This is a genomic window from Mesorhizobium sp. M0590, assembly GCF_040320905.1.
GTDB lineage: Bacteria > Pseudomonadota > Alphaproteobacteria > Rhizobiales > Rhizobiaceae > Mesorhizobium.
Map to the genome: position 1 here is coordinate 86,415 of NZ_JAMYQN010000003.1, position 24,077 is coordinate 110,491.

The following is a 24,077-nucleotide window of genomic DNA, read 5'->3' on the forward strand; positions in this document are numbered from 1 at the left end:
AGCAGCGGAACTGATGTTTGCCTACGCGACACGCACCGTGCGCTGCCTCGGCTTGATCGCGGTGGCGAGCAGCAGGCCGGCGATGATGAAGGCGGCGCCGGCGAGATCGTAGTCGTGCAAGCTTTCGCCAAGGACCAGATAAGCGAGAACGGCGACGAAGGCGGTCTGGAGATAGAGCAGCATGCTGGCGCGCCCCGCACCAAGCGTCTCGACGCTACGGTTGTAGAGATAGTACATCAGAGCGCCGCCGGGGCCGGCAACATAGGCGAGAGCCAGAAGGCCGTTCGCATGCAGTGCCGAACGATCCCCGGAAAACAGTTCCCAGAGATAGAAGGGCAGTGCCGCCAGCGCGCCGGCTCCCAGCAGCAGGACCACCATCGGCAGAAGCTCGATAGCGAATTTGGCGCGACGCAGCAGCACGGTATAGAGGCCCCAACAAAACGCGCTGCCGACGATCCACAACTCGCCGGGATTGAACTGCAGCTGCATCAGCGCGGCAAGGTCGCCGCGCGCCACGATCACCACCATCCCGGCCAGAGCGACCAGCGCTCCAAGCGCTTTCCAGACACCGAGGGGCTCGCCGAGCACGAAGCGGGCAAGCACCATGGTCATGATCGGCGACAGCGCCATGATGATGCCGGCGGTTGTCGCGTTGGTGTAGTTGAGGCCCGTGTAGATCATGCCCTGACACAAGGTTAGCCCGATAGTGCCGATGACCAGCACCTCGATCACCCGGGATTGGATCAGCACGAGCATCGCCCCGTGATGACGATGGACGATAGGCAGCAGGATCGCGCACGCGAGCGTCAGCCGCCAGAAGCAGAGCGCCCAAGGCGGCATCTCGGGGGCAACCCACTTGGCGGCGATATAGACGCCGGCCGACAGGAGCCAGCAGAGCGTCGCGAGGGAATAGGCGAGCGGAAGTGATGCGCCGGGTGTCGCCTTCGCTACACTTGGATGTGCTATCGGCAGCGATTGGATATCCGTCTCCTCCCACCGCAGACTTTAGCAGATTTGCAGCGTCTTGCTAAGCAGCAACAACAGCTGTTTCACCAGCTGGTGCAATCGGTGGGTCATTGTGGGTCCCGCCGTTCACGGTCTCCTTCCATTCGAACGCATGTTGGCCCATGATTCATATTGCGCGACAGATATTCGCGCGGTTGCCACAATCTTCTCGCGCCATATTTCTACCGAGCGCAGATCTGTCGCGAATTCCTGGCCCTGGGATCACGAGCGCCGCTGTTTCGAGGCAATTGGAAGAATAAGCCACTGACTTCCGTTTGCACAAAGAGCGCGACACAAATCCATGCGGAGGACGTCCGATGCATGCCGGCTTCCCAGGAAGCGTACTCGTAGCGGTGTTGGGCACCGTCATGGCGAGCTGCGCTGGCATTCCGGCGCAAAAAACTGGTGCAATAACCGGCTATGGCCCCAACCCCACTTTACCGAAACCAAGACCGACGCTGATCCCGACTGTTAACATCGCCGAGGCGAAAGGCTGGCAGAAAGAAGGTATGCCGACCCCGGCGAAGAGGCTGACAGTGAACGCCTTCGCCACCGGCCTCGATCATCCGCGCTGGCTACATGTGCTTCCGAACGGCGACGTGCTGGTTGCTGAAACCAATGCCCCTGCCAAGCATGACGAAGGCTTCAGTCTTAGAAAGGTCTTCATGGACCTGGCTATGAAGCGGGCTGGCGCCGCGACCAAAAGCGCCAACCGCATCACGCTCCTGCGCGACACCGATGGCGACGGCATTGCGGATGTACGCACGACGTTCGCGGAAGGCCTCAATTCGCCCTTCGGCATGACGCTGTCCAAAGGCAAACTCTTTGTCGCGAATACCGACGCGCTGGTCGCTTTCCCCTACTCCAATGGCCAGACCCGAGTCAGCACGTCGCCGGAAAAGATCATCGACTTGCCGGCCGGGGACCTCAACCATCATTGGACCAAGGACGTGATCGCAACTCCGGATGGACGCAAGCTCTATGTCACCGTTGGTTCCAACAGCAACGTTGGAGAAAACGGCATAGCCGCGGAGAAGAACCGCGCCGCTGTCCTTGAAGTGGATCGGTCTACCCGCCGCACTCGGGTCTTCGCCTCGGGCCTGCGCAACCCGAACGGGCTCTCCTGGAATCCTGAGACTGGCCAGCTTTGGGTCGCCGTGAACGAGCGTGACGAGATCGGCGACGACCTTGTGCCGGATTACATGACCTCGGTTCGTGACGGCGCTTTCTACGGCTGGCCCTACAGCTACTACGGACAGAACGTCGACGAACGTGCCAAGCCGCAGCGCCCCGATCTCGTGGCGGCAGCGATCAAGCCCGATTACGCCCTGGGCTCTCATACCGCCTCGCTGGGACTGACCTTCTCCAAAGGCGCGCGGCTCGGTCCGGCCTACGGCAACGGCGCCTTCGTCGGCCAGCACGGCTCGTGGAATAGAAGCGTGCACAGCGGCTACAAGGTCATCTTCGTGCCGTTCCATGGTGGCAAACCGAGCGGTCCACCGGAAGATGTGCTCACTGGCTTCATCGGGCGTAATGGCGAGGCGATGGGCCGGCCGGTCGGCGTCGCTATCGATCAGACTGGCGCACTGCTCGTCGCCGACGACGTCGGTAATGTCATCTGGCGGGTCCGCCGGGCGAATGGCCGTTGAGCGCAGGTGGCCTTTCTGATTCCGACCTCACCAGCCTTCGGCTACTGCGCCACGCCCGATATGGCTGCATTCGGCTGCGATTTCGATGCAAATGCCAGGTGACGACATCGCGCCTGCCGCATGTCGGTCGCTATGGCGACGTCTATTTTGCGCATGGCTATTCGGGCAAGGGGGTGATCCTGTCGACGCTGTCGGGCAAGCTGCTCGCTGAGGCGATCACCGGTGATGCTTCGCGGCTCGATCTGTTTTCGACCCTAAGCCCGCTGCCGTTCCCCGGCGGCACGGCGCTGCGCGGCCCGCTCTATGTGCTCGGCATGCTTTGGTACGCAATGCGTGACCGCATCAAACATTGAGCGCAGGCATGCGCAATGAGGCCGAGCGCCGCCACCAAGCGATTAACGGCTGATTTCGCGGCGGCGTCCGACTTGATCGATGCTTGAATATGGTCCGCAGGCAATGGCCGCGAGTCGGTCCAGGCCCTGCTCCCGAAGCCTGAGCGCCGATAGACCTGCCTGGTATTTCCTCAGCTAATAGATCGATATGATTGCAGGATTAACCGTTTCATATCCCAGGCGCGGCTCCGATTTGTCTTTCGAAATCGCGCTGGAGACAGTTCCGGTTGAACTGCAGTCCAATTTTGTTTCCCTGTTTTTCTTGATCGTGCTGCCCGACAGGTCGGCGCAGCACGACGTTACTGCTGTACTGACCACCCTCTTTTTCTCGTGTGCAACGGCGGCGGTGGATACGGCCATCACAATTGCCGCACAAATAATCGTCAATCTCATTGATTTCCCCCTTAGAGCACCGCAAACGTGTGGTCGACTGCCTTGAGACGCCGGCGAAGACGGTACTCGCGCCTGGCCGGCCCATGCAGCTTCCGACTGCACAAGATTGTAACTACATTAGCTGCAGCGCAAGTAACCATTTCGGACTAGGGAACGGGTTCCCCTTCGATCGAAAGCGCTGGGCTGCCGGCGAAAAAGCAGGCGTTTTAGCCGTTCTCGCCGCCGAGCGCCTTCCAAGTTTGGGACAGAGGTTGGCTGATGCCCTTAAACTCACGGCTACGCATTGGTTGGATCTATGCAGCGACAAGGCCAACCTTGGCAAAGCCTCTACATAGTCACCTTCGGGCAGCACCAGTCTTGGAATTCACGCCCTCAAGCAAGGCGAGCAGGCCTTTCAGAATTTCGATTGGCGGCGGCGGACAACCTGGAATGTGCAGATCGACAGGCAAGGCCTCGGACACTCCGCGCACCACCGCATAGCTGCCGGAGAAACAGCCTGCGCAATCTCCCAGTGCGACCACCCATTTTGGGTTGGGTGTTGCGTCGTAGGTCCGCTTCAATGCCTCGCGCATGTTTTTTGTGACCGGCCCGGTGACGAGCAGTACATCGGCATGGCGCGGTGATGCGACGAACCGGATCCCAAAACGCTCGATGTCATAGAAGGCGTTGTTCAGCGCGTGCATCTCAAGTTCGCAGCCGTTGCAGGAACCGGCATCGACCGCCCGGATCGACAGGCTTCGCCCCAATCGTTTGTGAGCAGCCCCATCGAGCGCGCGTGCGAGTTCGTCGACTGCCGTGCTGCTTGCCAACGGCGGATGCTCGGTGAGAGGGGGGCGTATCAGGCTTTCAAAAAGAAGCTTGCGCATGATAGCGTGCCTTCAGAGATCATGGCCCGAATAAGAGCAGTTGAACGATTTGTTGCACAGCGGAAAGTCGGCAACGATGTTTCCTTCGATCGCCGCTTCAAGGAGCGGCCATTGAAACCATGACGGATCACGGAGGTGACAGCGCTCGACCAAGCCGCCCTTGCCAATGCGCAGCCAGGCCAGAATGTCGCCGCGGAAACCTTCGACGAGCGCCATGCCTTCATGCGATCGGTTTGTCTGCGCGAAATCGACGCGGATCGGCCCGTCTGGCAGTTGTCGCAGGACTTGTTCGATCAGGGACAGGCTCTGTTCGACCTCGTGGATACGAATCCATACACGGGCGTTCACATCGCCTTCCTGGAGGAGAGGTACATCGAAGGCGAGTTCGCCATAGGGTGGATAAGCGAGATTGCGTCGGGCATCGAAGTCCCGACCGGAGGCCCGGCCAACGTAGCCTCCGGCGCGATATTGACGAGCGAGTTCCACCTTCAGCCGGCCAGTTGCGACAGTCCGATCCTGCAGCGACGCCGTGTTGTCGTAAAGCTCGACCAGCGCGGGAAACCGCTGCCTGATCTCTGCGATCAGGGACCTGAGCGCTGTCGTGCCCTCATCGCTCAGGAAGCTTGCCACGCCTCCGGGCACGATGCAGTCGCGCATCAAACGATGACCGAAGGCAGCATCGCTTGCCCGCAATACGCGCTCACGCAGCACCCCACAGTGGGCATGCATGAGCGCGAAGGCGGCATCATTGCAGATAGCGCCGATGTCGCCCAGATGATTGGCCAGGCGCTCCAACTCGGCCATGAGCGCTCGCAGCCAGACCGCGCGTGGGGGAACCTGGACACCCAGCGCCGCCTCGACCGCGCGGGCAAAAGCGAGGGAGTATGCCACGGTACTGTCGCCAGAGGTTCTGCCCGCCAATTTGGCTGCACGGTCGATGTCGGACCCCGCCATCAGGCCTTCTATACCCTTGTGCGCGTATCCGAGGCGCTGCTCCAGCCGGACGACCGTTTCACCGCTCGCCGTGAACCGGAAATGGCCCGGCTCGATGATGCCGGCATGCACGGGCCCGACCGGGATCTGATGCAGGCTCTCCCCCTCTGCAGGCAGGAAACTGTACGGGAAGGCAGTCGCAGCAGACGTCCGGACGCGGGTACTCAACGGATAGCTGACACCCCAGTGGCCATGATCAAGCCACCGTCTCGTATCAGGCGCGCCTTGTGGCAGGAGCCCGAACAGGTCAGCAGCCGCACGTTCGAGCCGCAGTGCGGGCGGATGCAGCCGGCCGACCGATGGGTAGCGGCCACTGGGGCATTCCAGGCTGACGACGCCGATGTCCCCGGCGCTTTCATCGAGAAGTGCCATGTGGACGGCGCCTGGCTCACCCCATAGGCCGAGCAAGCTCCAGTGGCCCTCGGCCAGTTGCTCGACGGCAAAGCCCCATTTTTTCGGAGTCACCACGGCGCGCGACCACGGGAAATGATATTCGACACGTTGGCCAGCAAGGATGAGGTCGATCAGCGCGGGCATGCTCTTTCTCTCCTCTGCTCACCCCAGGATACTTGCGACGTGCTGGAACCATGTGACCAGCGGTGGCGGCAGATAGATGCCGGCGGCAAACACCAACGCCAAGTGGGAATACATCGGAATGTAGGACGCCTCGGCGGGTGCAGTGCTGCCGCGCGGTTCGCCGAAAGCGACGCCGGTCAGTCGAAGCAGCAGGGCGCCGAAAGCGAGCAGAATCCCGAAAACCAACGGCATCGCCAAAAGAGGGTGTCTTGCAAATGTCGAACTCACGACCAGGAATTCGCTCATGAAGATACCGAGCGGAGGGAGGCCGGCAATGGCAACGACGCCGATGACGAGCGCCCAGCCAAGGGCAGGATGTGTTTCCGTCAGTCCCCGGATTTCGGCGATGTTCTGTGTCCCCTTGACCTGGGCAATGTGGCCGACCGTGAAAAAGATCGCCGACTTGGTCAGGCTGTGCATGACCATGTGCAGCAGCCCGGCAAAATTGGCGAGCGGGCCTCCTATGCCGAAGGCGAACACGATGATGCCCATGTGCTCGATCGAGGAGTACGCGAACAGGCGTTTGATGTCGCGGCGGCGGTAGAGCATGAAGGCCGCGAAGACAAGCGACGTCAGTCCCATCGTGATCATCAATGGCCCAGGTGCGATCGCTTCCGGGCTTGCCGCGAGCAACAGCTTGAAGCGCAGCACGGCATAGAGTGCGACGTTTAACAGCAAGCCCGACAGCACTGCGGAAATCGGCGTTGGACCCTCAGCATGCGCGTCTGGCAGCCAGGCATGTAAGGGCGCAAGGCCGACCTTCGTCCCGTAGCCGAGCAGCAGAAAGATGAAGGCGACATTGAGCAGAGCCGGATCGAAGCGCGCGGCGTGAGCGATGAGCACCGTCCAGACCATCGCATTCGTCCCCTCGCCAACAACCGGCTGTGCAGCCATGTAGACGAGGATGGTGCCGAACAGTGCGAGCGCGATGCCGACGCTGCCCAGAATGAAATATTTCCAGGCTGCCTCCAGCGCTTCGTGCGTGCGGTAGATGCCGACCATGAGCACGGTGGTCAGCGTGGCAAGCTCCACCGCCACCCACATCAAGCCAATATTGTTCGACACGAACGCCAGGTTCATGCCGAACATCATGACCTGGTACATTGCGTGATAAAACCGCAAGTTCGGGACTGTCAGCCGCCCGCTCTCCAGTTCGTGGGCAATGTAGGAAGCGCTGAAGACGCTGGTGGTGAAGCCGACGAATGTGTTGAGCACGATGAAGACGATGTTGAGATCGTCGACGAGCAGATACTGCCCAGGCTGCGGGCGGTCGGTGACAAGAAGCGACAGTGCGGCGAGCAAGGTCAGCAAGCTCGCAGCGACATTGACGCCCGCCGATATCCGGTATTTCGGCAGCGCCGCCAGAAGTGCGGCCGCGAAGACCGGTATCAGCAAAATGGCGGCCACCGCATCGAGGGAAAACGCGGTCAACGGTGTTCTCCCCTGTAGTCGTCGAGCGCGCCGACATCCACCGAGTCGAACCTCTCGCGGATGCGGAACAGGAAGACTCCGATGACGATGAAGGCGATAAGGATCGAGAAGGCGACACTGATCTCGACGACCAGAGGCATGCCCTTGGCCCCCGTGGCGGCGAGGACCAGACCGTTCTCGAGCGACATGAATCCGACAACTTGGCTGACGGCGTTGCGGCGGGTGACCATCACCAGCAGCCCCAGCAAAATGATGGACAGCGCGAAAGCCAGGTCCTCGCGGGCGAGGGGATCAGCCTCGGGAGTGACGCGCAGCATCAGGACCATGGACAGGGTCACCAGGCCTATCCCCGCAAGCATCGTCGTACCGATGCCGACGGCGGTCTCGACGTCACGATGGATGCCGAGCCGCTGAATGATGCGATGAAGCCCGACAGGAATGACGATCGCCTTGAAGACGAGGGCGATCGCCGCCGTGACGTAGAGATGATGCGCGTCCTGAATGTATGCCTGCCAAGCTACGGACAGGGCCAGCACGATTGCATGAAGCGCAAAAACGTTGATCAGAGCAAAGAGGCGATCCTGATACAGCATCATGAAACTGACCAGCACCAGGCCGCCGGCGAGCAGGTGAGCGATGTCGAAGGTGAGGCCGTTCATCAGAGGCTCCGTGAGACGAACAGCAGGAGCGTGCCGAGCAGGGCCAGCATCAGCGCTGCCCCGAGGAAATCCGGGACGCGGAAGACGCGCATCTTGGCGATGGCAGTCTCAAACACGGCGAGGAGAACGCCACAGACGGCAAGCTTGCCGACATAGGCGACGACACCCGGAGCAAGGGATTCCAATCCTGCCCCGGCGCTCGCCAGTCCCCAAGGTAGGAAGACGCAGGAAATCAGCGACACATAGAGCAGAAGCTTGAGGAAGGCGGCAAACTCGATCATCGCCAGATGGCGACCGGAATATTCCAGCACCATCGCCTCATGAACCATGGTGAGTTCCAGATGGGTCGATGGGTTGTCCACGGGTATGCGGGCGTTTTCGGCGATCGCCACCATCACGAGGGCGATGAGCGACATCCCGAGCGACACCCGCAAGCCAACCTCCGGTGACCCCATGAAGGCGGCGACCGTTGAGAGTTGCGTAGCACCCGCGACGAGCGCCAGGCTGAACACGATGAGCAGCATGGCGGGTTCGGCCAGCGAAGCGATCATCACCTCGCGGCTCGAGCCGATGCCGCCGAAGCTCGTGCCGACGTCCATGCCTGCCAGCGCCAGGAAGAACCGGGCGCTTCCCAGCAGTGCGACAATGGCTATGAGATCGGCGGTCCAACTGAATGTGAGGCCGGCGGCGAATGTCGGGATGAGCGCCGCGCCGACCCAGGTGGTGGCAAAGATCAGATAGGGCGTCACGCGAAACAGCCAGGATGCGTTGTCCGCCAGAACGACTTCCTTGCGCATCAGCCGCAAGAGATCGCGGTAAGGTTGGATCAGGGAAGGACCCTGGCGGCGCAAGAGCCGTGCCTTCACCTTGCGCACGAATCCGGTCAGGAGCGGCGCCAGCAAAAGCACCAGCGCCATCTGCGCGCCTTGAACGGCCAATTCGAGAATCACGGCCATAGTGCGAGCACCAGGAGCAGGACAATGAGAAAGAGAAAGACGAGGGTCAGGTAGCGCCTGATCGTCAGGAACTGCAGATGGTTGAGGTGGTCGGTCGCAAAGTCGAGGGCCCGGCCGATAGGCAGGTACAGCGTCTCCCAGATCACATCATGCATTTCGACATTCAGACGAGCCGGACCGGTCTCGCCAGGTGCCGGCATTTCGACGGTTTCCCTTGCACGGAATACGAACGTGCCGAAGACGCGGCGGATAGGCTGCGCGAAGCTGACGGCCGTGTACTGCGAGCTCGGGACCACATCCAGGAAGCCACAACCCCAGGCGGGACCCCGACGGAGTGCATGTGATGCAAAGCGATGGATCACATATGCCGCAGCGGATGCGGAAAAGGCGATGAACAGGAACACTAACAGGCCGTTGTAGGAACTGCGGCTCGCTGCAATCGGCACGATAGACAGCCAGGGCTGGGCCATCTGCACAGGCATCCGACTGCCGATCAGTGGCAGTGTCACCGATGAGAGGCCGTCTATCACAAGACCGGGCAGAATGCCGGCCAGGAGACAAAGGGCAGCGAGAATGAACATTGCCGCCAGCGAGTAGCGGTCGACCTCATGCGCCAGTTCCACCGCGGCCGAGCGTGGCCGGCCGAGGAATGTAATCCCGAACGCCTTTACAAAGCAGGCCGCGGCCAGTGCCGCTGACAGCGCCAGCAGACCGCCAACGGCGGGCACCATGACCTTCAGTCCCCATTGTGGCAGATCGGGGCTCTGCAATATGGCCTGAAAGGCCAGCCATTCGGAGACGAAGCCGTTGAAGGGTGGAAGTGCCGAGATCGCGACGCAACCGACGAGAAAGGCAAAACTTGTAAAGGGCATGCGGTGGATGAGACCGCCCAGCTTCTCCATATCCCGCTCTCCGGTTGCCGTCAGCACGGCGCCCGCGCCGAAAAACAGCAGGCTCTTGAAAAAGGAATGGTTGAGGACGTGGAACAGCGCGGCGGTGAGCGCCAGCGCTGCAGCCGATGGCATGGCGTTCGCCTTGAAAGCGAGCGCGAGACCAAGGCTTACGAAGACGACGCCGATGTTTTCAATGGTGCTATAGGCAAGCAGTCGCTTCAGGTCCTTTTCCATCAGCGCGTAGAGGATGCCGAGAACCGCCGTCAGGCCGCCAAGGAAAAGCACGGCAACGCCCGACCACCATGCCGGCTCACCGAGCAGATCGAAAATAACGCGTATGAAGCCATAGACTGCGACCTTGGTCATCACGCCGCTCATGAGAGCCGAGACGTGGCTTGGCGCGGCCGGATGGGCGAGTGGCAGCCAAACCTGCAGCGGGACGAGTCCAGCCTTGGAGCCGGCGCCCAGCAGCATGAGAACCAGGACGAAAGCAGCGGCGAACGGGGTGGGATCGGCGGCTCGCATCGCGTCGAATGTGTAGGTTCCATCGGATCCGGCGAGCAGGCCGAACGCAAGCAGCAGCGCGAGTGTGCCGAAGCTTGCCATCACGAGATAGATGTAGCCCGCCCGCGCATTGTCCTGCTCGCGATGGTGCGCCATGACGAGTGCCCAGGAGGCGAGCGACATGAATTCCCAAGAAAGCAGGAAAGTGAAGGCGTCGTCGGCCACCACGACAAGGTTCATTCCGGCTAGGAAAGCCGGGAAGAACGGCAGCACCCGATGCGGCGCAGACTCATGCCTGCCGTAGCCGAGGCCATAAAGGCTGGCCATGGAGCCGCCGAAGTTGACGACGATGAGGAAGAAAGTCGAGAGCGCATCCAAACGGAAATGAGCGCCAATCCATGGCAATCCAAGAGGCAACACCACAGTCGACGGGGTGACGGGATTGTCGGCGATGCGGCTCGCGAGAACCATGAGCACGGCCGCCGATATACCTAGCGTCAAGCCGTAGATCAGGCGTGTTCCCGAGTCCGATCTGCGGCTTTCCGCAATCGCAAGCACCGCAGTCCCCAGGAGCGCAGCAACGCCCCACAGGAGGACCGCGGCCCCCGAAATCACGCCACGCTCCTCACGGGGAGTTTGGCATCCGTGTCGACCCCGCCAAGGATTTTGGCGGGGTCAAAATCCGCTTTCAGTCGCACGCCGCGCCCACCGATCTGGCTGGAGGCGCCTTCAGCGATCAATTCCACGCCGGCGAGGTCAAGTGCCCCGATCAGCTTCATGAGAGAATCGACGTTGCCCCGAATAATCGACTCGCTGGCTTCCATGCGTTGAATTGTCGGCACGGAAAGACCGGACAATTCGGCAAGCCTGCGCTGGTCGATGCCAAGGAGCGCCCTCGCGGCACGCAACTGTGGAGCAGTTATCACGGTCGCATCCCCCTTTTTGATCAGCTTTGAGATATTATCTCTACGTCTTGCAGCATATATTAAAATGCGGCGCATTCAATTAGTGATGCGTGACGCATCTGTCTTGAGGCTGTAGAAAACCGGGCAATACGCCCTGCGCACCAAAGCCATGCGGCCATTGCCGTCACGGCCAGTCTTGTCGCCAGCCGTCTCGGATTGCGCGTGATGGGGCTGGCAATGGGCCTTATCTCGGCTGGCCACTCGATTGGAGCCGCCGCGGGCGCGTCGGCTATCTCTTCGACCCCACTCTACGTTATGAGTGGGTATGGCTGAGTTCGCTTGCTCATGCCGTTGGGCCGGTCTCATCGTGTTCGTGCTTCAGGATCGGCCAAACAGATAGCTGCCGAAATCCAGGAACAGCGCCTTCGCGAATGTGCTGCCAAATCTGGCATGCGGCAAAGCTCTGCAGCGCTACTGCCAAAGCCGCCTCATGCGAACGGAGACGTCCTCCAGGACTGGCATGGAGGCCAGCACGAGGAGAATGGCCGCGAGAAACAACGTCGCCGCGAAGCCGACATGCTTGAAACCCACAGCGCCGATGACGCCGCCGAGAAAGAACAATGCCACAAGCGACGCAAGCAGCCTCAGCTTTCTTCGATCTGCCTTCACGAACAGTTCGTCCGAGTCACGCCCCGAGATGTTCCAATAAAGCAGCTTGCCGAGTTCGATGCCCATGTCAGTCACCAGGCCAGTGACATGCGTTGTCCGGATTCTGGCTTCCGACAGCTTGGTGATGATGGTGCAAAACCGGGTGTCAAAATTGCAAAATCGCGCGACCCGCTACAATGAGACGACTGGCACCGGCACATCTCTATGTGTCTGATTTATCTTTGGAATTTGGTAGCGGGAGAGGGACTTGAACCCCCGACCCCAGGATTATGATTCCCGTGCTCTAACCAACTGAGCTACCCCGCCAGGGGGGCGAAGGCCCGAAATCCAGCTTAAATCGGCAGGCATATCGGCGCGTTCGCCAAGGTCGCGCGGATATAAGGTTGCGAGGCCAAGCCTGTCAAGCATCGAAGTGGCTGCCGCGCCGGCATATTGCTGGCGCCTAAAGCTTTGCCGGGCAGACATTTGGGCGCACAGGCCGGGGTTGAGTTCAGCGAGGCACGTCGCTATGTCTCGGCCACGAAAGCCATGGTCATGAATTGATGAAACCGCGCATTGCAGTCCTCGGTTGCGGATACTGGGGCAGCAACCACATCCGCACCCTAAAGGCGCTCGGCGCGCTGCATGCGGTTTCGGACGTCAACCCCGCGCGTGCGGAGGGTTTTGCCAGCGAGCAGGATTGCCTGGCGATAGAGCCGGAGGCGCTGTTTGCCCGCGACGATGTCGACGCCATTGTCATGGCGCTGCCGCCGCAGTTCCATGCCGACATGGCGGTGCGCGCCGTGCTCGGCGGCAAGGACGTGCTGGTGGAGAAGCCGATCGCGCTGACGGTGGCCGATGCCGAACGCTCGGTGCAGGCGGCCGCCGATAATGGCCGTGTCTTCATGGTCGGCCACGTGCTGCGCTTTCATCCCGCCTTCGAGACACTGAAGGCGCTGATCGACAATGGCGAACTCGGCGAAGTCCGCTACATCCATTCGCATCGGCTCGGCCTCGGCAAGTTCCACACCGAAAACGACGCGCTATGGGATCTGGCGCCGCACGATCTGTCGATGATCCTGGCCATCACCGGCACCGAACCGGTCGAAGTGCGCGGCGAAGGCGCTGCTCTTCTCGACAATCTCAGCGACTTTGCGCATCTGCACATGCGCTTTCCCAACGGCCTGCGCGGCCATCTGTTCGCCTCGCGGCTCAACCCTTACCGCGAACGGCGGCTGACCGTTGTCGGCACCAAGGCGATGGCGGTGTTCGACGATGTCGAGCCGTGGGAGCGCAAGCTTGCCGTCTATCGCCACGCGGTGTGGCAGGACAGCGGCCAATGGGCGTTCACCGCCAACGAGCCGTCCTATGTCGCGGTCGGTGAGGGCATGCCGCTGACGCGCGAGCTCGAGCATTTCATCCACTGCATCGAGACGCGGGCCGAACCGCGCACCAGCGGCGAGGAGGCCATCCGCGTGCTGCGCATCCTGACCGCCGGCACCGTCGCCCATACAAGGCCCTGAGAGAAAACGCCGTCTATTCGGCGGGAACCCGCGCCGGCTGGACGGCAAGCCGCGTCAGCATCGCCTCGGCCTCGGCGCCGCGCTCGGAGCGCTCGATGAAGCCGCCGCCGAACACGCGCGCCTCGTTGCCACCGTCGGAATAGAGCACGCAAGCCTGACCGGGCGCGATGCCGGATTCGCCGTCGACCAGTTCCACCGAAGTGACTCCGGCGCGGTGATGCAGCACGGCCGGGCGCGGCGGCCGCGTCGAGCGCACCTTGGCGAAAAGCTCAAGCCCGGCCGCCGGGATAGCGGTCAGCGGGCCATCGCCCAGCCAGTTCATGTTGCGCAAGAAGATCTTGTGGGTCTCCAGCGCCTCGCGCGGGCCGACGACGACGCGGGCCCGGTCGGCGTCGAGATGAACGACGTAGAGCGGCTCGCCCGAGGCGATGCCGATGCCGCGGCGCTGACCGACGGTGTAGCGCAAAATGCCCTCGTGGCGGCCAAGCACGCGCCCGTCTATATGGACGATGTCGCCCGGATTGGCGGCAGCCGGCTTCAGCTTGGCGATGATATCGGAATACTTGCCCTGCGGCACGAAGCAGATGTCCTGGCTGTCCTGCTTGGCCGCAACCGTCAGTCCCATCTCCTCGGCGATGGCGCGAACCTCAGGCTTCGACAGGCCGCCGAGCGGAAAACGCAGATAGTCGATCTGCGCCTGGGTTGTGGCGAAAAGGAAGTAGCTCTGGTCGCGGTCGGCGTCGACCGGCCGGTAAAGCGCGCGGTGGGCGCCATTGGCGCCGGAACGGATGTAGTGGCCGGTCGCCAGCGCGTCGGCGCCGAGTTCCTTGGCGGTCGCAAGAAGGTCGGCGAATTTCACCGTCTGATTGCAGGAAACGCAAGGGATCGGCGTTTCGCCGGCGACATAGCTCTCGGCGAACGGGTCGATCACCGCCTTGCGGAAGCGCTCCTCGTAATCGAGGACGTAATGCGGGATGCCGAGCGTCTCGGAGACGCGGCGGGCATCGTCGATGTCCTGGCCGGCGCAGCATGAGCCGGCCCGGTGCGTTGCCGCGCCGTGGTCATAAAGCTGCAGCGTGACGCCGACGACGTCGTAGCCCTCGCGCTTCAGGAGGCCGGCAACGACCGACGAATCGACACCGCCCGACATGGCGACGACGACGCGGGTGTTTTCGGGGCGTCCGGGAAGATCGAGGCTGTTCATGGTTCTTTCGTTCTGCGCGGCGCTTCAATGCCAATGGCCGGAATATAGGTCAAGCGTCTCGGCTGCGCCAGCTTTGCCGGGCCGGCTCATTTTTCCTGCCGGGTTCAATGCGCTTGCCGGCAGTGTTTCAAATGCCGATGAAAAGGCTAACGCCGCGTTCATGATCCTTACCTAACCATTAGGGTCTGCTTAGGCAAATTTTAAAGCTGTGGCGGTAATGTGGTGGGGATTGGGTCTTTGAGTTTTTTGTAGAGAGTACGATGACCGATCTAATTAGACCGCGAGTCAAATATGTTATCGGGCCAGACGGCAGCCCACTTACCATCGCCGATCTGCCGCCGACAAACACACGTCGTTGGGTTATCCGGCGCAAGGCGGAAGTGGTGGCGGCGGTGCGTGGCGGGCTTTTGAGCCTCGAAGAGGCATGCCAGCGCTACAAGCTCACCACCGAGGAATTCCTGTCCTGGCAAGCGTCGATCGACGAATACGGCCTTGCCGGCCTGCGCACCACGCGCATCCAGCAATACCGGCATTAGGTCGATAAGGGCGCTGATCAGCGCCCTTACGTTTGCGAGGGGCGCTGATCAGCGCCCTTACGTTTGCGAGGGGCGACGATCTGCAATTTCAGACCGTCAGCACCACCTTGCCGATCGGCCTGGTGGCGAGAAAGGCATGGGCGGCACCGGCCCGTTCGAGCGGAAACGCCTTTGCCACGTGGACGGCCAGCTTTTTCGCGTCGATCAATTTGCCGAGCTCCACCAGAGCGGCACGGTCGGGCACTACGGACATGCGCTCGACGCGGATGCCTCGCGTCCTGGCCTTTGCCTTGGTGGCATCGCTGACATCGAGCAGCGACACCAGAACGCCGCCGGCCGTGAGCACTTTCAGTGATTGCTCCGCATGCACGCCGCCGAACGGGTCCAGAACCAGATCGATGTCGCGGGCCTTCCCGGTGAAATCATCCCTTGTGTAGTCGATCACCTCGTCGGCGCCGAGCGAGCGGACGAAATCGAGCTTTTCCGGGCTGGCGGTCGCGACGACGTAAGCGTCGTGCGCCTTGGCGATCTGCACCGCCAGATGGCCGACGCCGCCGGCTCCGGCGTGGATCAGCACGCGCTTGCCAGAATCGAGCCGGCCATGGCGGACAAGGCCTTGCCAGGCCGTCAGGCCGGCCAGCGGCAGCGCGGCGGCTTGCGCGTGATCTATGCCTTCAGGTTTCGGCGCAAGCTCATCAGCCGGGACAGCGGCGAGTTCGGCGTAGGCTGCCGCCTGTTTGGGAAAGCGCGTCATGCCGAACACGGCATCGCCGACCTTGAGGCCGGAGACGCCGGAGCCCAGCGCCTCGACAACTCCCGAAACGTCCCAGCCAAGGACAAAAGGCGGCTCGCCGAGCAGCGGATAGTGGCCGCCGCGCACCGCACCATCGACCGGATTGATGCCGGCCGCCTCGATGCGGACGAGCACTTCGCCGGCCTCGGGTGATGGCGCGGGGCGATCGGCAATGACGAGGACGTCGGGTCCGCCGAAGGAATTCTGGATAATGGCACGCATGGAAGGCTCTCCTGCTGGTTTTGATGTGCCACTATAATTTGGATAGTTATATTCTCTTGTCTAGTATGTACCTTTTTGATATATACGCACCTCATGGATAGTGAAGATGTTTCCCCTTTCGGCTATGACGCCTTTCGGCGGTCGTGCCCGTCACACGCCGTGCTCGAGACGCTCGCCAGCAAATGGGTCCACCTGGTGATCTGTGCGCTGCGCCGGGGCCGGCTCCGCAACGGCGAATTGGCGCGCAAGCTCGAAGGCATCACGCCGAAAATGCTGACGCAGACGCTGCGTATCCTGGAACGCGACGGGCTTGTGCGGCGCGAAATCTTCCCGGTCATTCCGCCGCGGGTCGAATATGAGCTGACCGAACTTGGCCAGAACCTGGCAGGACTGCTCAATCAGATCAGAGCCTGGTCGGAGCAGCATGTGCCCGACATCAAAAATGCGCGCGCACGGGCGGCGGAACAGCAAGAAGATCTGGATGCCTGAGGCGGGCACAGTTCGGTGCGCAGCAATAGCGCGCAAGCGCGACGCGCGTTAAAGTCTTGTTTTCAGCCGATCATGGCGCTGCGGCCGCCGGCTTCCGTGTCGCGCGCCTTGGTGTCGCGCGATTCCAGCATCTCGGCCTTGGAAAGCTCCGCTTCGGCTTCGCTCAGCAATGATTCGGCGACATTTCGCTGCTGGGCGAGGTCGCTTTGCGAATTTCTAAGGTTGTCGCGGCGTAGCCGTGCCGCCTTGGCGAAGGTCGGATAAGCAAAGTGATTGATGTCGGTGATGCCGGCCTTCTTCTCTTCGGCAGCGATCTGAAGTTCCAGCTCGACGGCCATGCGCTCGAATTCGGCGATCATCATGTCGAGCTGCAGCAGCTGCCGCCGCTTCTCGCTCACCTGAAATTGCTTCAGCCGAACGAGGTTTTCACGTGACTTCATGATTCGGTACTCCCGGAAACGCACACCTGCACATATCGTCCAATTCACCCGGCAAGGCCCAGGCCTGACCCGTTTCCACCGGCTTTCCCCGAACTATGGGAAACAAACTCCTAAAGTTTTTTGCCGGCGGTAACCATTCGTTTACGGGCATTGTTAATCATACGGCTCAGGACTTAAGGGCGGGTAAAAATTCTGCTTCTCGTCGCGAAACCTGGCCAACGAGTCCGAAGAGTCACTTAGTCTGGCTTATTAATGTGCCGCATTAACGGTTTGGGGCTGTGATTCGTTATTGGATTCAACAAGGTGTAGAAAGGGGTTAAAAAATCTGATACCGTCACGGACGGGGAATTAGGTTTTATTAACCATTCGATGGCAGCCTCTGCTCAGGGCAATCACTGCTCCGGTCCTGGACGGGTCGTGAAATGGTCCGGCAGCAGAAAAGGGGAATGAAATGCGCGTTCTGCTGATAGAAGACGACAGTGCAACCGCACAAAGCATCGAGCTGATGTTGAAATCGGAAAGTTTCAATGTCTATACGACCGACCTTGGCGAAGAGGGCGTCGATCTAGGCAAGCTTTATGATTACGACATCATTCTCCTCGATCTCAACCTCCCCGACATGTCGGGCTATGAAGTTTTGAGAACACTTCGCCTTTCCAAGGTGAAGACGCCGATCCTCATCCTCTCCGGCATGGCCGGCATCGAGGACAAGGTGCGCGGCCTCGGCTTCGGCGCCGACGATTACATGACCAAGCCCTTCCACAAGGACGAACTGGTCGCCCGCATCCACGCCATCGTGCGGCGTTCCAAGGGCCACGCCCAGTCGGTCATCACCACCGGCGACCTGGTGGTCAATCTCGATGCCAAGACCGTTGAGGTCGGTGGCCAGCGCGTGCATCTGACCGGCAAGGAATATCAGATGCTGGAACTGCTCTCGCTGCGCAAGGGCACCACGCTGACCAAGGAAATGTTCCTCAACCATCTCTATGGCGGCATGGACGAGCCGGAGCTGAAGATCATCGACGTCTTCATATGCAAGCTGCGCAAGAAGCTTGACGCCGCGTCTGGCGGGCAGAATTACATCGAGACCGTCTGGGGCCGCGGCTATGTGCTGCGTGAGCCCGAAGATATCCGCGTCAGCGCCTGAACTAGGGGTGTGATCCCAAAATGGTCGCCGGTTTTTTTCGGAAAAGAACCCGGCAAAACAACAAGATAGAGCCGATTCGATTTTCGTCGGAATGGAACAGCTCTGATCAGGCGGCAATCTTCAAGGCGCGGAAGCACTCGAGCAGTTGCGGCCGGTTGAACGGCTTCAGCAGGTAGCCCTGGGCGCCGGCGCGCTTTGCCCGCATGATCGCCCCGACGTCGACCTCGACCAGCGAAATCAAAACTTGCGGCACTACCGGGCTTTCCATGGCGCGCACGCGGCGGATGAGGTCCTGCGCCTGCATGTCCGGCAAGGCGCCGTCGACGACGATGATATCAGGCATGTCGACCGCGCACATCTCGATCGCCTCATGGCCGCTGGCGGCTTCGATCACCATCATGCCGGAACCGCCCAGGATACGCCTTGCAACCTTCCTGATGACGCTCGAATTGTCGACGAACATGCAGCGTTTCATTCCCGGACCCTCTTTGCCATGCGGCAAACCGACAGCGTCGTGGCATCTGCCGGGGAACATAGGCCGATCTGGTAAAGAAGCCGAAAAGCCGTTAGGTAAAATTTTCCTGAAGGTGTTTTTTAGTGAAATATTCTTTCGCAATGCTTCACGCAATCAATCTGCAAGCCGGTCTCACAGATGTTAAGACGACGCCGCAAATATGATTTGGAGAAAAATACTTTTCCGGCTCTTAGCAGAACTTCAGACTGCAGAAAGGACGATCTCGTCGGCGGTCGCATGGATCGAAATCGTCATGTTGGCTTCGCGGGCCAGGAGCAGCGTGTAATAGGGCTGCACCGAATGCGCGTCGATCGGCTCTTCCGGCCTGTGGCCGGAATGCAATTCCAGGAATTTGGGCGGCACGCGCAGCATCGGGCCGCTCGCCGCGAGCGCAAAGCGCGGCTCGGTCTCCAGGTTCTCCAGCGTGACCACCAGCCTGCCGCCGCGCGGAATGGCGGCGTTGGCGACGAGGATGAGATTGAGCAGCAGCTTGACCTTGTTCTTGGGCAACAGTGCGCGGGTTCCGTTCCAGATCAGTTCCGGCTTCTCGTTCTTCAGGAAGGCGATGGCCACGGCCTCGGCGTCCCCGGTGTCGATCAGCATGCCGGCGGAACCGGCGGCGCCGAAGGCGATGCGGGCGAATTGCAGGCGGGCGGAGGCGTTTTTGGCGCTTTGGCGGATCAGCTTCATGGCGTCTTCGTCGGCGCCGCCCTCGTCGAGCAGCTCAAGCCCGTTGTTTATGGCGCCGACCGGCGAAATGATGTCGTGGCAGACCCGGCTGCACAGCAGCGCTGCCAGATCGGGTGCGGAAAGGGTGAAAAGCTCGGCCATCGGCAAAAATCCCTGCAAATTTCACAACACAATGACCGGGCGATCATGATCACGCCTGTCCACACGAATCACGCTCTCTCCCAAGCATTCTGAATACACAGCGCTTGTGCGTGCAGCAACAAATCCGAAATCATGATTGTCGAAAATGGCGTGTTCACGCAGCAGGGTGCTGCGCGGGCGATGTGAAAACAGCCTTCGAACCGCCATCTTCATGTGGGAGTTTAATGGTTGAAAAAGGATTACGGCATAGTTTGCCCCTAACAGTCATCCTTAACGGCCGCCAAAGAGCCGTACGGGTGCGAGGCGTCGGCGAAAGTGCTCCCTGACGGAGATTGGAAGCATGGTTTCCCGATTCTACGACCGGACTTTTTTCCGTGTCATCTCAATGACGATCGCGCTCATCGGCCTTGTCGCCTTTTCGGCATCGGCCGCGCGGGCGCAGGAATACACGGCGCAGGAGATCGTCGATTCCGGTCATAAATTCTTCGGCGCTACATCGGGCGGGCTCGCCACCGTCGTCGAGAAGATTTTCGCCACCTATGGCCTGCCGAACGGCTATCTGCTCGGCGAAGAGGGGTCCGGGGCGCTGATCGGTGGCCTGACCTATGGCGAAGGCACGCTCTACACCAAGAATGCCGGCGACCACAAAGTGTTCTGGCAAGGCCCGTCGCTCGGCTGGGATTTCGGCGGCGAGGGCTCGCGCGTCATGATGCTGGTCTACAATCTCGACGATGTGAGCAGCCTCTATAATCGTTTTGGCGGCGTCGCCGGCTCCGCCTATGTCGTCGCCGGCGTCGGCTTCAACGTGCTGAAGAACAACAATGTGCTGCTCGTGCCGATCCGTACCGGCGTCGGCGCCCGGCTCGGCGTCAATCTCGGCTACCTCAAGCTCACCCAGCGCGCGACCTGGAATCCGTTCTGACCTGCATGATGGCGCCACTGCGATTGGACCTGTGATCCCACGGTCTGAGCTTTGCCGCGGCATACTCTTGCCGTGGCGCCGGATTTCCGTCATGCGAAGATGGCAAAGTCGACCTTTGGCGGTTGCCATGCACAACGGATAGTCATCTTGGTCCAGTCGATCCTGTTCTTTGTCCTCGGCTTTCTCTGCGCCGGCTTTCTGGCGCTGATGATTGCTCCGGCCGTGTGGCGGCGGGCGGTGGCGCTGACGCGCAAGCGCGTCGAGGGCTCGATGCCGTTGACGCTGGCCGAGATCCAGGCGGACAAGGATCGCATTCGCGCCGAGTTCGCCGTTTCGGTGCGCCGGCTTGAAATGACCGTCAAATCATTGCGCGAGAAGGCCGCCGAACAGCTGGTCGAGATCGGCCGCGACCGCGAAGCCCTGAAGGAATTGGCGGCCGAGCGACAGGACAAGAACCGGGTCGTCGCCGATCTTACAGCCAGGGGCGAGGAGCTTCGCAAGCGCGATGAGCAGCTGCAGCAGCTGTCGGAACGGCTTGCGGAGACCGAGCGCGCCCTCGAAAAGCGCGGGCTCGAACTGCGGAAACTGGAGCACATGTATGACGACGCCAGTTTTTCATCCAGCAGCAGGCAGATCGAGCTGGTGGCGCGCGAATCCGAGCTGCAGAAGCTGGCGAGCGACATTTCGCTGCTGCGCGGCCAGCGCAAGGAGGCGGACAGGCGCAGCCAGGAATTGGCAGCCGAAAGCAAGGTTTTGCGGGACGCGCTGAAGGCCGAGAAGAAAAGAACCGGCGACCTGGAAAAGAAGGTCGAACGCCTGCTCGCCTCGCTGGCCGATCGCGAGGACAGGCTGGAGCGCCGCGAGAAGGAACTGGTGCGCCTTCGCGAAAAGCCGAAAGGCGCTGAAAGGGCGCCTGCGGTGGGTCTTGCCGGCGTGCCAGGCAGTCAGGTCAATGTGGCCGTCAACGGCGACGTCGAACAGACAACCGCCAAGCTCGACGCCGACCGCGAGCGGCTGGAGGCCAGGCTGACGTCGCTGGCACGCGAGAACAGGCGGCTGAAGACAGATCTTGCTGCCGTCGAAACGTCGAAATCACAGGCCGGAGACGATACCGGCAGCGCCAGCGCGGCGTTGCGCGAAGAGATGAACGATCTGGCGGCGCAAGTCGTGGCCTTGACGGCAAAGCTCGACGGGCCGGATTCACCGATCGCCCGGGCGCTTGCAGCGCCTGAGGATACGCGGCCGGGGAGCGGCGGACGCAGCCTTGCCGATCGGGTGCGGGCGCTGCAGAAGGCCGCTTCGACCGACTGAGATTCCGCAGATCCAAGAGCAGCACACCCCCGGCTCTAAGGCGCGCCGCGTTCGACCGGCTTAATGCGACGCGCTTTAAGTTCTTGTTTGATGCATGTCGTTATCGCAAAACCGCTGCACACTTTTGCGCGACATGCATTAGGCTCCGGAAAAATAATGCAGTGCGATGGCTGACGCGGCGGCAACGTTCAGGCTGTCGAAACCTTGCGCCATACCGATCCGCAGCGTCTGCAGGCGGGCAAGCAGGCTTTCCGGCAGGCCTTCGCCCTCGGTGCCGAGATAGAGCGCCAGCCGGCCGTTTCTCTTGGCATCGCGAATGTCGATCTGCCCGCGCGGCGACAAGGCGAATTGGCTGAAGCCTTGCCGGTCGAGCATTGCGGTGCAGCCGGCGGTATCGGCAAAGCAGGCGAAGGGGACTTTCAAGGCCGCGCCCACCGAGACGCGGATTGCCTTGCGGTACAGCGGATCGCAGCAGGTCGGATCGAGAAGCACGGCATCCGCGCCAAAGGCGGCGGCATTGCGGAAGATCGATCCCATATTGTCATGATTGGCGATGCCGACCAGCACCACGATCAGCGCGCGGGCGGGCAGTGCGCCGAGCAAAGCTTCAGCGGAGACGGCCGCGCCCTTGCGGCCGATCGCCAATATGCCGCGATGCATGTGGAATCCGGCAATCCTGTCCATGACTTCGCCGGATGCGACATAGATCGGAAGCCCGGCAGGCGCCTTGCGCAGGACGTCATCGAGGCCGGCCAGCCGGTTCTCGAGCACCAGCACCGATTCTGCCTCGAAGCGACGGGCGGCAAGCAGCGTGTCGAGCACCACCTTGCCTTCGGCGACGAAACGGCCCTGCCGGCCGGCAAGATCGCGTTCTCGGATGTAGAGATAGGCGGCGACGCGAGGATCCTGCGGGTCGTCTATGCGGATCGGATTCATGGCTTCCTCGGCGGACCCTGGCGTCGGCCGCGAATCGGGATTCGGATTCGGAAGGCATGATGCCGGATCCGAAGCTCTGACCGTATCTCAGTGTCCAAATGGATGCACGCCGTTCTAACGGTCAAATCCAATCACTAGGCGCCGGGCGGAGATGCCCTGCCTGGCCTCCTGGCGGCACGGCGATATTTGATTTCCGCGGCACGGCTCTTCGGCCAAGCCGCTTCAATGCAGAATTTCGATGGGCGAAGGAACCACACAGGGCCATGCCGCGTCATAGAGGCGGGCTCCTGCTGCGGTCCTGGGAGGACATCGATGATCAGGCTCCTCCTCGTCTTTGCCGCCACGCTTGCCCTCGCATGCGGCGTGGCTCGCGCGGCCAAGCTCGATCCAACCACCGTCAATCAGGCCCAATTCACTATCGGCGAACCGACGGGTGTCGATCCGATGCTGCTGAAGGCGCAGATCCTTCTGGATCGCGCCCGCTTCTCGCCGGGCCTCATCGACGGTCGCCTTTCCCAGAACTTCGCCAAAGCCGTCGCCGCGTTTCAGGCGGCAAACGGACTTCCGCCCGATGGCAAGCTCAGTCCACAGACCTGGAGCAAACTCATCGCAAGCTCCGCCAAGCCGGTGCTGGTGACCTATGAGGTGATGCGCAAGGATGTGCGCGGACCTTTCACCAGGCGTATTCCGGCTCGCTTGGAGAGGATGGCCCGCTTGCGGCGGCTCGGCTACCGCAATGCGGTGGAGAGGTTGGCTGAGCGCTTCCACGTCAGCGAACAATTGCTGCGAATGCTCAATCCGGGCACCAGCCTCAGGAAACCAGGCAGGACGTTGGTGGTGCCTGATGTCAGCAGGGGCGACCCTCCCGCCGGCGTTGCCGCCGTCGAGGTCGACAAGGGCGCCCGCCAGGTGCGTGTGCTCGACCGTGCCGGCAAATGGCTGGCGGTCTACCCCGCCTCGATTGGGAGCGACGAGAAGCCGGCGCCAAGCGGCATGGCGGAGGTCAGGCGCGTGGTGCACAACCCTACCTATCACTACGATCCGGACTTCGCTTTCAAGGGGGTCAAGACCAAGCGGCCCTTCACCATCGCTGCCGGGCCGAACAATCCCGTGGGATCGATCTGGATAGATCTCTCCATCGAAAGCTATGGCATCCACGGCGCGCCCGAACCGGGCAAGATCGGCACCACCTTTTCGCATGGCTGCATCCGGTTGACCAATTGGGATGCCGAAGACCTTGCCTCGATGGTGCAGCCGGGCACGAAGGTCGAGTTCAAGGACGAGATTGCGCAGGCCGCCGACGAGCGCGTTCAGTAGCAAGGCTGACTTGGCAGCAAGG

The 24,077-nt window shown here is 61.4% G+C and carries 24 protein-coding genes, 1 tRNA gene and 2 pseudogenes; 10 read left to right on the forward strand and 17 right to left on the reverse strand.

The features are described from left to right. Positions 1 to 21 precede the first annotated feature (21 nt). Positions 22 to 981, reverse strand: coding sequence for a DMT family transporter (locus tag NKI52_RS07420; RefSeq protein ID WP_352469816.1), 960 nt, complete (start codon positions 979 to 981; stop codon positions 22 to 24). 341 nt (positions 982 to 1,322) lie between these two features. Between NKI52_RS07420 and NKI52_RS07425 the strand changes: the two genes are divergently transcribed. Next, complete coding sequence (locus NKI52_RS07425; protein ID WP_352697496.1) at positions 1,323 to 2,654, forward strand: PQQ-dependent sugar dehydrogenase; 1,332 nt, start codon at positions 1,323 to 1,325, stop codon at positions 2,652 to 2,654. A gap of 98 nt (positions 2,655 to 2,752) precedes the next feature. Continuing rightward, positions 2,753 to 3,007 (forward strand): annotated as a pseudogene (locus NKI52_RS07430) (FAD-dependent oxidoreductase); the annotation flags it as partial. A gap of 174 nt (positions 3,008 to 3,181) precedes the next feature. On the opposite strand, the gene NKI52_RS07435 reads toward NKI52_RS07430, so the two are convergent. From NKI52_RS07435 to NKI52_RS07480, 10 genes and pseudogenes are all read right to left on the reverse strand, one after another. Beyond that, positions 3,182 to 3,439 (reverse strand): hypothetical protein, encoded by a 258-nt coding sequence (locus tag NKI52_RS07435; RefSeq protein ID WP_352586693.1) that lies wholly within the window; start codon positions 3,437 to 3,439, stop codon positions 3,182 to 3,184. Between the two features lie 335 nt (positions 3,440 to 3,774). Next, positions 3,775 to 4,305 (reverse strand): NADH-quinone oxidoreductase subunit B family protein, encoded by a 531-nt coding sequence (locus NKI52_RS07440; RefSeq protein WP_352697498.1) that lies wholly within the window; start codon positions 4,303 to 4,305, stop codon positions 3,775 to 3,777. A 12-nt stretch (positions 4,306 to 4,317) separates the two neighbouring features. Then, positions 4,318 to 5,835 (reverse strand): hydrogenase large subunit, encoded by a 1,518-nt coding sequence (locus tag NKI52_RS07445; protein ID WP_352690536.1) that lies wholly within the window; start codon positions 5,833 to 5,835, stop codon positions 4,318 to 4,320. 18 nt (positions 5,836 to 5,853) lie between these two features. Next, positions 5,854 to 7,305, reverse strand: coding sequence for a hydrogenase 4 subunit F (locus NKI52_RS07450; protein ID WP_023675518.1), 1,452 nt, complete (start codon positions 7,303 to 7,305; stop codon positions 5,854 to 5,856). Continuing rightward, positions 7,302 to 7,964, reverse strand: coding sequence for a hydrogenase-4 component E (locus NKI52_RS07455; protein ID WP_023675519.1), 663 nt, complete (start codon positions 7,962 to 7,964; stop codon positions 7,302 to 7,304). Before NKI52_RS07455 ends, NKI52_RS07450 begins: the two co-directional genes overlap by 4 nt. Continuing rightward, a complete protein-coding gene (locus NKI52_RS07460; RefSeq protein WP_023675520.1) occupies positions 7,964 to 8,920 on the reverse strand; it encodes a respiratory chain complex I subunit 1 family protein in 957 nt (318 codons plus the stop codon). Before NKI52_RS07460 ends, NKI52_RS07455 begins: the two co-directional genes overlap by 1 nt. After that, positions 8,911 to 10,932 carry a hydrogenase 4 subunit B gene (gene hyfB / locus NKI52_RS07465; RefSeq protein ID WP_502897744.1) on the reverse strand — a complete coding sequence of 674 codons (2,022 nt, stop codon included), beginning with the start codon at positions 10,930 to 10,932 and terminating at the stop codon, positions 8,911 to 8,913. The genes NKI52_RS07460 and hyfB overlap by 10 nt, the downstream gene beginning before the upstream one ends. Next, positions 10,929 to 11,243 carry a helix-turn-helix domain-containing protein gene (locus NKI52_RS07470; RefSeq protein WP_023675522.1) on the reverse strand — a complete coding sequence of 105 codons (315 nt, stop codon included), beginning with the start codon at positions 11,241 to 11,243 and terminating at the stop codon, positions 10,929 to 10,931. Before NKI52_RS07470 ends, hyfB begins: the two co-directional genes overlap by 4 nt. Positions 11,244 to 11,705: 462 nt before the next feature. Then, positions 11,706 to 12,020, reverse strand: a pseudogene (locus NKI52_RS07475) (YoaK family protein); the annotation flags it as partial. 100 nt (positions 12,021 to 12,120) lie between these two features. Next, positions 12,121 to 12,197 (reverse strand) — tRNA-Met (locus tag NKI52_RS07480). 236 nt (positions 12,198 to 12,433) lie between these two features. Here NKI52_RS07480 and NKI52_RS07485 point away from each other — a divergent pair. Further along, a complete protein-coding gene (locus NKI52_RS07485; RefSeq protein WP_352466761.1) occupies positions 12,434 to 13,393 on the forward strand; it encodes a Gfo/Idh/MocA family protein in 960 nt (319 codons plus the stop codon). A 13-nt stretch (positions 13,394 to 13,406) separates the two neighbouring features. On the opposite strand, the gene mnmA is transcribed toward NKI52_RS07485, so the two are convergent. Then, the gene (gene mnmA / locus NKI52_RS07490) at positions 13,407 to 14,597 is read right to left on the reverse strand and encodes a tRNA 2-thiouridine(34) synthase MnmA (RefSeq protein WP_352633379.1); all 1,191 of its coding nucleotides are present in this window, start codon (positions 14,595 to 14,597) and stop codon (positions 13,407 to 13,409) included. Here mnmA and NKI52_RS07495 point away from each other — a divergent pair. Together NKI52_RS07495 and sciP are read left to right on the forward strand one after the other, a co-directional pair. Further along, positions 14,596 to 14,772, forward strand: a complete 177-nt coding sequence (locus tag NKI52_RS07495; RefSeq protein WP_352697499.1) for a hypothetical protein — start codon at positions 14,596 to 14,598, stop codon at positions 14,770 to 14,772. The two genes, mnmA and NKI52_RS07495, sit on opposite strands and share 2 nt — an antisense overlap. An 85-nt stretch (positions 14,773 to 14,857) precedes the next feature. After that, positions 14,858 to 15,133: a CtrA inhibitor SciP gene (gene sciP, locus NKI52_RS07500; protein WP_023679563.1), complete on the forward strand. Its 276-nt coding sequence runs from the start codon at positions 14,858 to 14,860 to the stop codon at positions 15,131 to 15,133. 88 nt (positions 15,134 to 15,221) lie between these two features. Here sciP and NKI52_RS07505 read toward each other — a convergent pair whose 3' ends face one another. Continuing rightward, positions 15,222 to 16,148 carry an NADP-dependent oxidoreductase gene (locus tag NKI52_RS07505; protein WP_352697501.1) on the reverse strand — a complete coding sequence of 309 codons (927 nt, stop codon included), beginning with the start codon at positions 16,146 to 16,148 and terminating at the stop codon, positions 15,222 to 15,224. A gap of 93 nt (positions 16,149 to 16,241) precedes the next feature. Between NKI52_RS07505 and NKI52_RS07510 the strand changes: the two genes are divergently transcribed. Then, positions 16,242 to 16,637 (forward strand): winged helix-turn-helix transcriptional regulator, encoded by a 396-nt coding sequence (locus NKI52_RS07510; protein ID WP_352697503.1) that lies wholly within the window; start codon positions 16,242 to 16,244, stop codon positions 16,635 to 16,637. A gap of 62 nt (positions 16,638 to 16,699) precedes the next feature. Here NKI52_RS07510 and NKI52_RS07515 read toward each other — a convergent pair whose 3' ends face one another. Next, positions 16,700 to 17,077: a flagellar export protein FliJ gene (locus NKI52_RS07515; RefSeq protein WP_023719275.1), complete on the reverse strand. Its 378-nt coding sequence runs from the start codon at positions 17,075 to 17,077 to the stop codon at positions 16,700 to 16,702. Positions 17,078 to 17,528: 451 nt separating this feature from the next. Here NKI52_RS07515 and ctrA point away from each other — a divergent pair, with 451 nt between their 5' ends. Then, entirely contained in the window at positions 17,529 to 18,224 is a 696-nt protein-coding gene (ctrA, locus tag NKI52_RS07520) for a response regulator transcription factor CtrA (protein WP_006203583.1), read from the forward strand. A 106-nt stretch (positions 18,225 to 18,330) separates the two neighbouring features. Here the strand turns inward: ctrA and NKI52_RS07525 are convergent, their stop codons facing one another. Both NKI52_RS07525 and chpT read right to left on the reverse strand, forming a co-directional pair. Further along, positions 18,331 to 18,699, reverse strand: a complete 369-nt coding sequence (locus NKI52_RS07525) for a response regulator (RefSeq protein WP_023679559.1) — start codon at positions 18,697 to 18,699, stop codon at positions 18,331 to 18,333. Positions 18,700 to 18,939: 240 nt separating this feature from the next. Next, positions 18,940 to 19,569: a histidine phosphotransferase ChpT gene (gene chpT / locus NKI52_RS07530; RefSeq protein ID WP_023679558.1), complete on the reverse strand. Its 630-nt coding sequence runs from the start codon at positions 19,567 to 19,569 to the stop codon at positions 18,940 to 18,942. A gap of 340 nt (positions 19,570 to 19,909) precedes the next feature. Here chpT and NKI52_RS07535 point away from each other — a divergent pair, with 340 nt between their 5' ends. Continuing rightward, the gene (locus NKI52_RS07535) at positions 19,910 to 20,491 is read left to right on the forward strand and encodes a DUF1134 domain-containing protein (RefSeq protein WP_023679557.1); all 582 of its coding nucleotides are present in this window, start codon (positions 19,910 to 19,912) and stop codon (positions 20,489 to 20,491) included. A 147-nt stretch (positions 20,492 to 20,638) separates the two neighbouring features. Beyond that, positions 20,639 to 21,802, forward strand: a complete 1,164-nt coding sequence (locus NKI52_RS07540; RefSeq protein WP_352517004.1) for a coiled-coil domain-containing protein — start codon at positions 20,639 to 20,641, stop codon at positions 21,800 to 21,802. Positions 21,803 to 21,940: 138 nt separating this feature from the next. On the opposite strand, the gene NKI52_RS07545 is transcribed toward NKI52_RS07540, so the two are convergent. Continuing rightward, positions 21,941 to 22,738, reverse strand: coding sequence for a TrmH family RNA methyltransferase (locus tag NKI52_RS07545; protein WP_352690543.1), 798 nt, complete (start codon positions 22,736 to 22,738; stop codon positions 21,941 to 21,943). A 312-nt stretch (positions 22,739 to 23,050) separates the two neighbouring features. On the opposite strand from NKI52_RS07545, the gene NKI52_RS07550 reads away from it, so the two are divergent. After that, entirely contained in the window at positions 23,051 to 24,055 is a 1,005-nt protein-coding gene (locus tag NKI52_RS07550; protein ID WP_352690545.1) for a L,D-transpeptidase, read from the forward strand. Positions 24,056 to 24,077: the final 22 nt, after the last annotated feature.

Bases quoted from the DNA above. Each gene is read 5' to 3' on its own strand.
- NKI52_RS07425 (WP_352697496.1), top strand. From the start codon at position 1,323: ATGCATGCCGGCTTCCCAGGAAGCGTACTCGTAGCGGTGTTGGGCACC.
- NKI52_RS07435 (WP_352586693.1), bottom strand. From the start codon at position 3,439: ATGAGATTGACGATTATTTGTGCGGCAATTGTGATGGCCGTATCCACC.
- NKI52_RS07440 (WP_352697498.1), bottom strand. From the start codon at position 4,305: ATGCGCAAGCTTCTTTTTGAAAGCCTGATACGCCCCCCTCTCACCGAG.
- NKI52_RS07445 (WP_352690536.1), bottom strand. From the start codon at position 5,835: ATGCCCGCGCTGATCGACCTCATCCTTGCTGGCCAACGTGTCGAATAT.
- NKI52_RS07455 (WP_023675519.1), bottom strand. From the start codon at position 7,964: ATGAACGGCCTCACCTTCGACATCGCTCACCTGCTCGCCGGCGGCCTG.
- NKI52_RS07460 (WP_023675520.1), bottom strand. From the start codon at position 8,920: ATGGCCGTGATTCTCGAATTGGCCGTTCAAGGCGCGCAGATGGCGCTG.
- NKI52_RS07485 (WP_352466761.1), top strand. From the start codon at position 12,434: ATGAAACCGCGCATTGCAGTCCTCGGTTGCGGATACTGGGGCAGCAAC.
- NKI52_RS07495 (WP_352697499.1), top strand. From the start codon at position 14,596: ATGGTTCTTTCGTTCTGCGCGGCGCTTCAATGCCAATGGCCGGAATAT.
- mnmA (WP_352633379.1), bottom strand. From the start codon at position 14,597: ATGAACAGCCTCGATCTTCCCGGACGCCCCGAAAACACCCGCGTCGTC.
- sciP (WP_023679563.1), top strand. From the start codon at position 14,858: ATGACCGATCTAATTAGACCGCGAGTCAAATATGTTATCGGGCCAGAC.
- NKI52_RS07505 (WP_352697501.1), bottom strand. From the start codon at position 16,148: ATGCGTGCCATTATCCAGAATTCCTTCGGCGGACCCGACGTCCTCGTC.
- NKI52_RS07510 (WP_352697503.1), top strand. From the start codon at position 16,242: ATGGATAGTGAAGATGTTTCCCCTTTCGGCTATGACGCCTTTCGGCGG.
- NKI52_RS07515 (WP_023719275.1), bottom strand. From the start codon at position 17,077: ATGAAGTCACGTGAAAACCTCGTTCGGCTGAAGCAATTTCAGGTGAGC.
- ctrA (WP_006203583.1), top strand. From the start codon at position 17,529: ATGCGCGTTCTGCTGATAGAAGACGACAGTGCAACCGCACAAAGCATC.
- NKI52_RS07525 (WP_023679559.1), bottom strand. From the start codon at position 18,699: ATGAAACGCTGCATGTTCGTCGACAATTCGAGCGTCATCAGGAAGGTT.
- chpT (WP_023679558.1), bottom strand. From the start codon at position 19,569: ATGGCCGAGCTTTTCACCCTTTCCGCACCCGATCTGGCAGCGCTGCTG.
- NKI52_RS07535 (WP_023679557.1), top strand. From the start codon at position 19,910: ATGGTTTCCCGATTCTACGACCGGACTTTTTTCCGTGTCATCTCAATG.
- NKI52_RS07545 (WP_352690543.1), bottom strand. From the start codon at position 22,738: ATGAATCCGATCCGCATAGACGACCCGCAGGATCCTCGCGTCGCCGCC.
- NKI52_RS07550 (WP_352690545.1), top strand. From the start codon at position 23,051: ATGATCAGGCTCCTCCTCGTCTTTGCCGCCACGCTTGCCCTCGCATGC.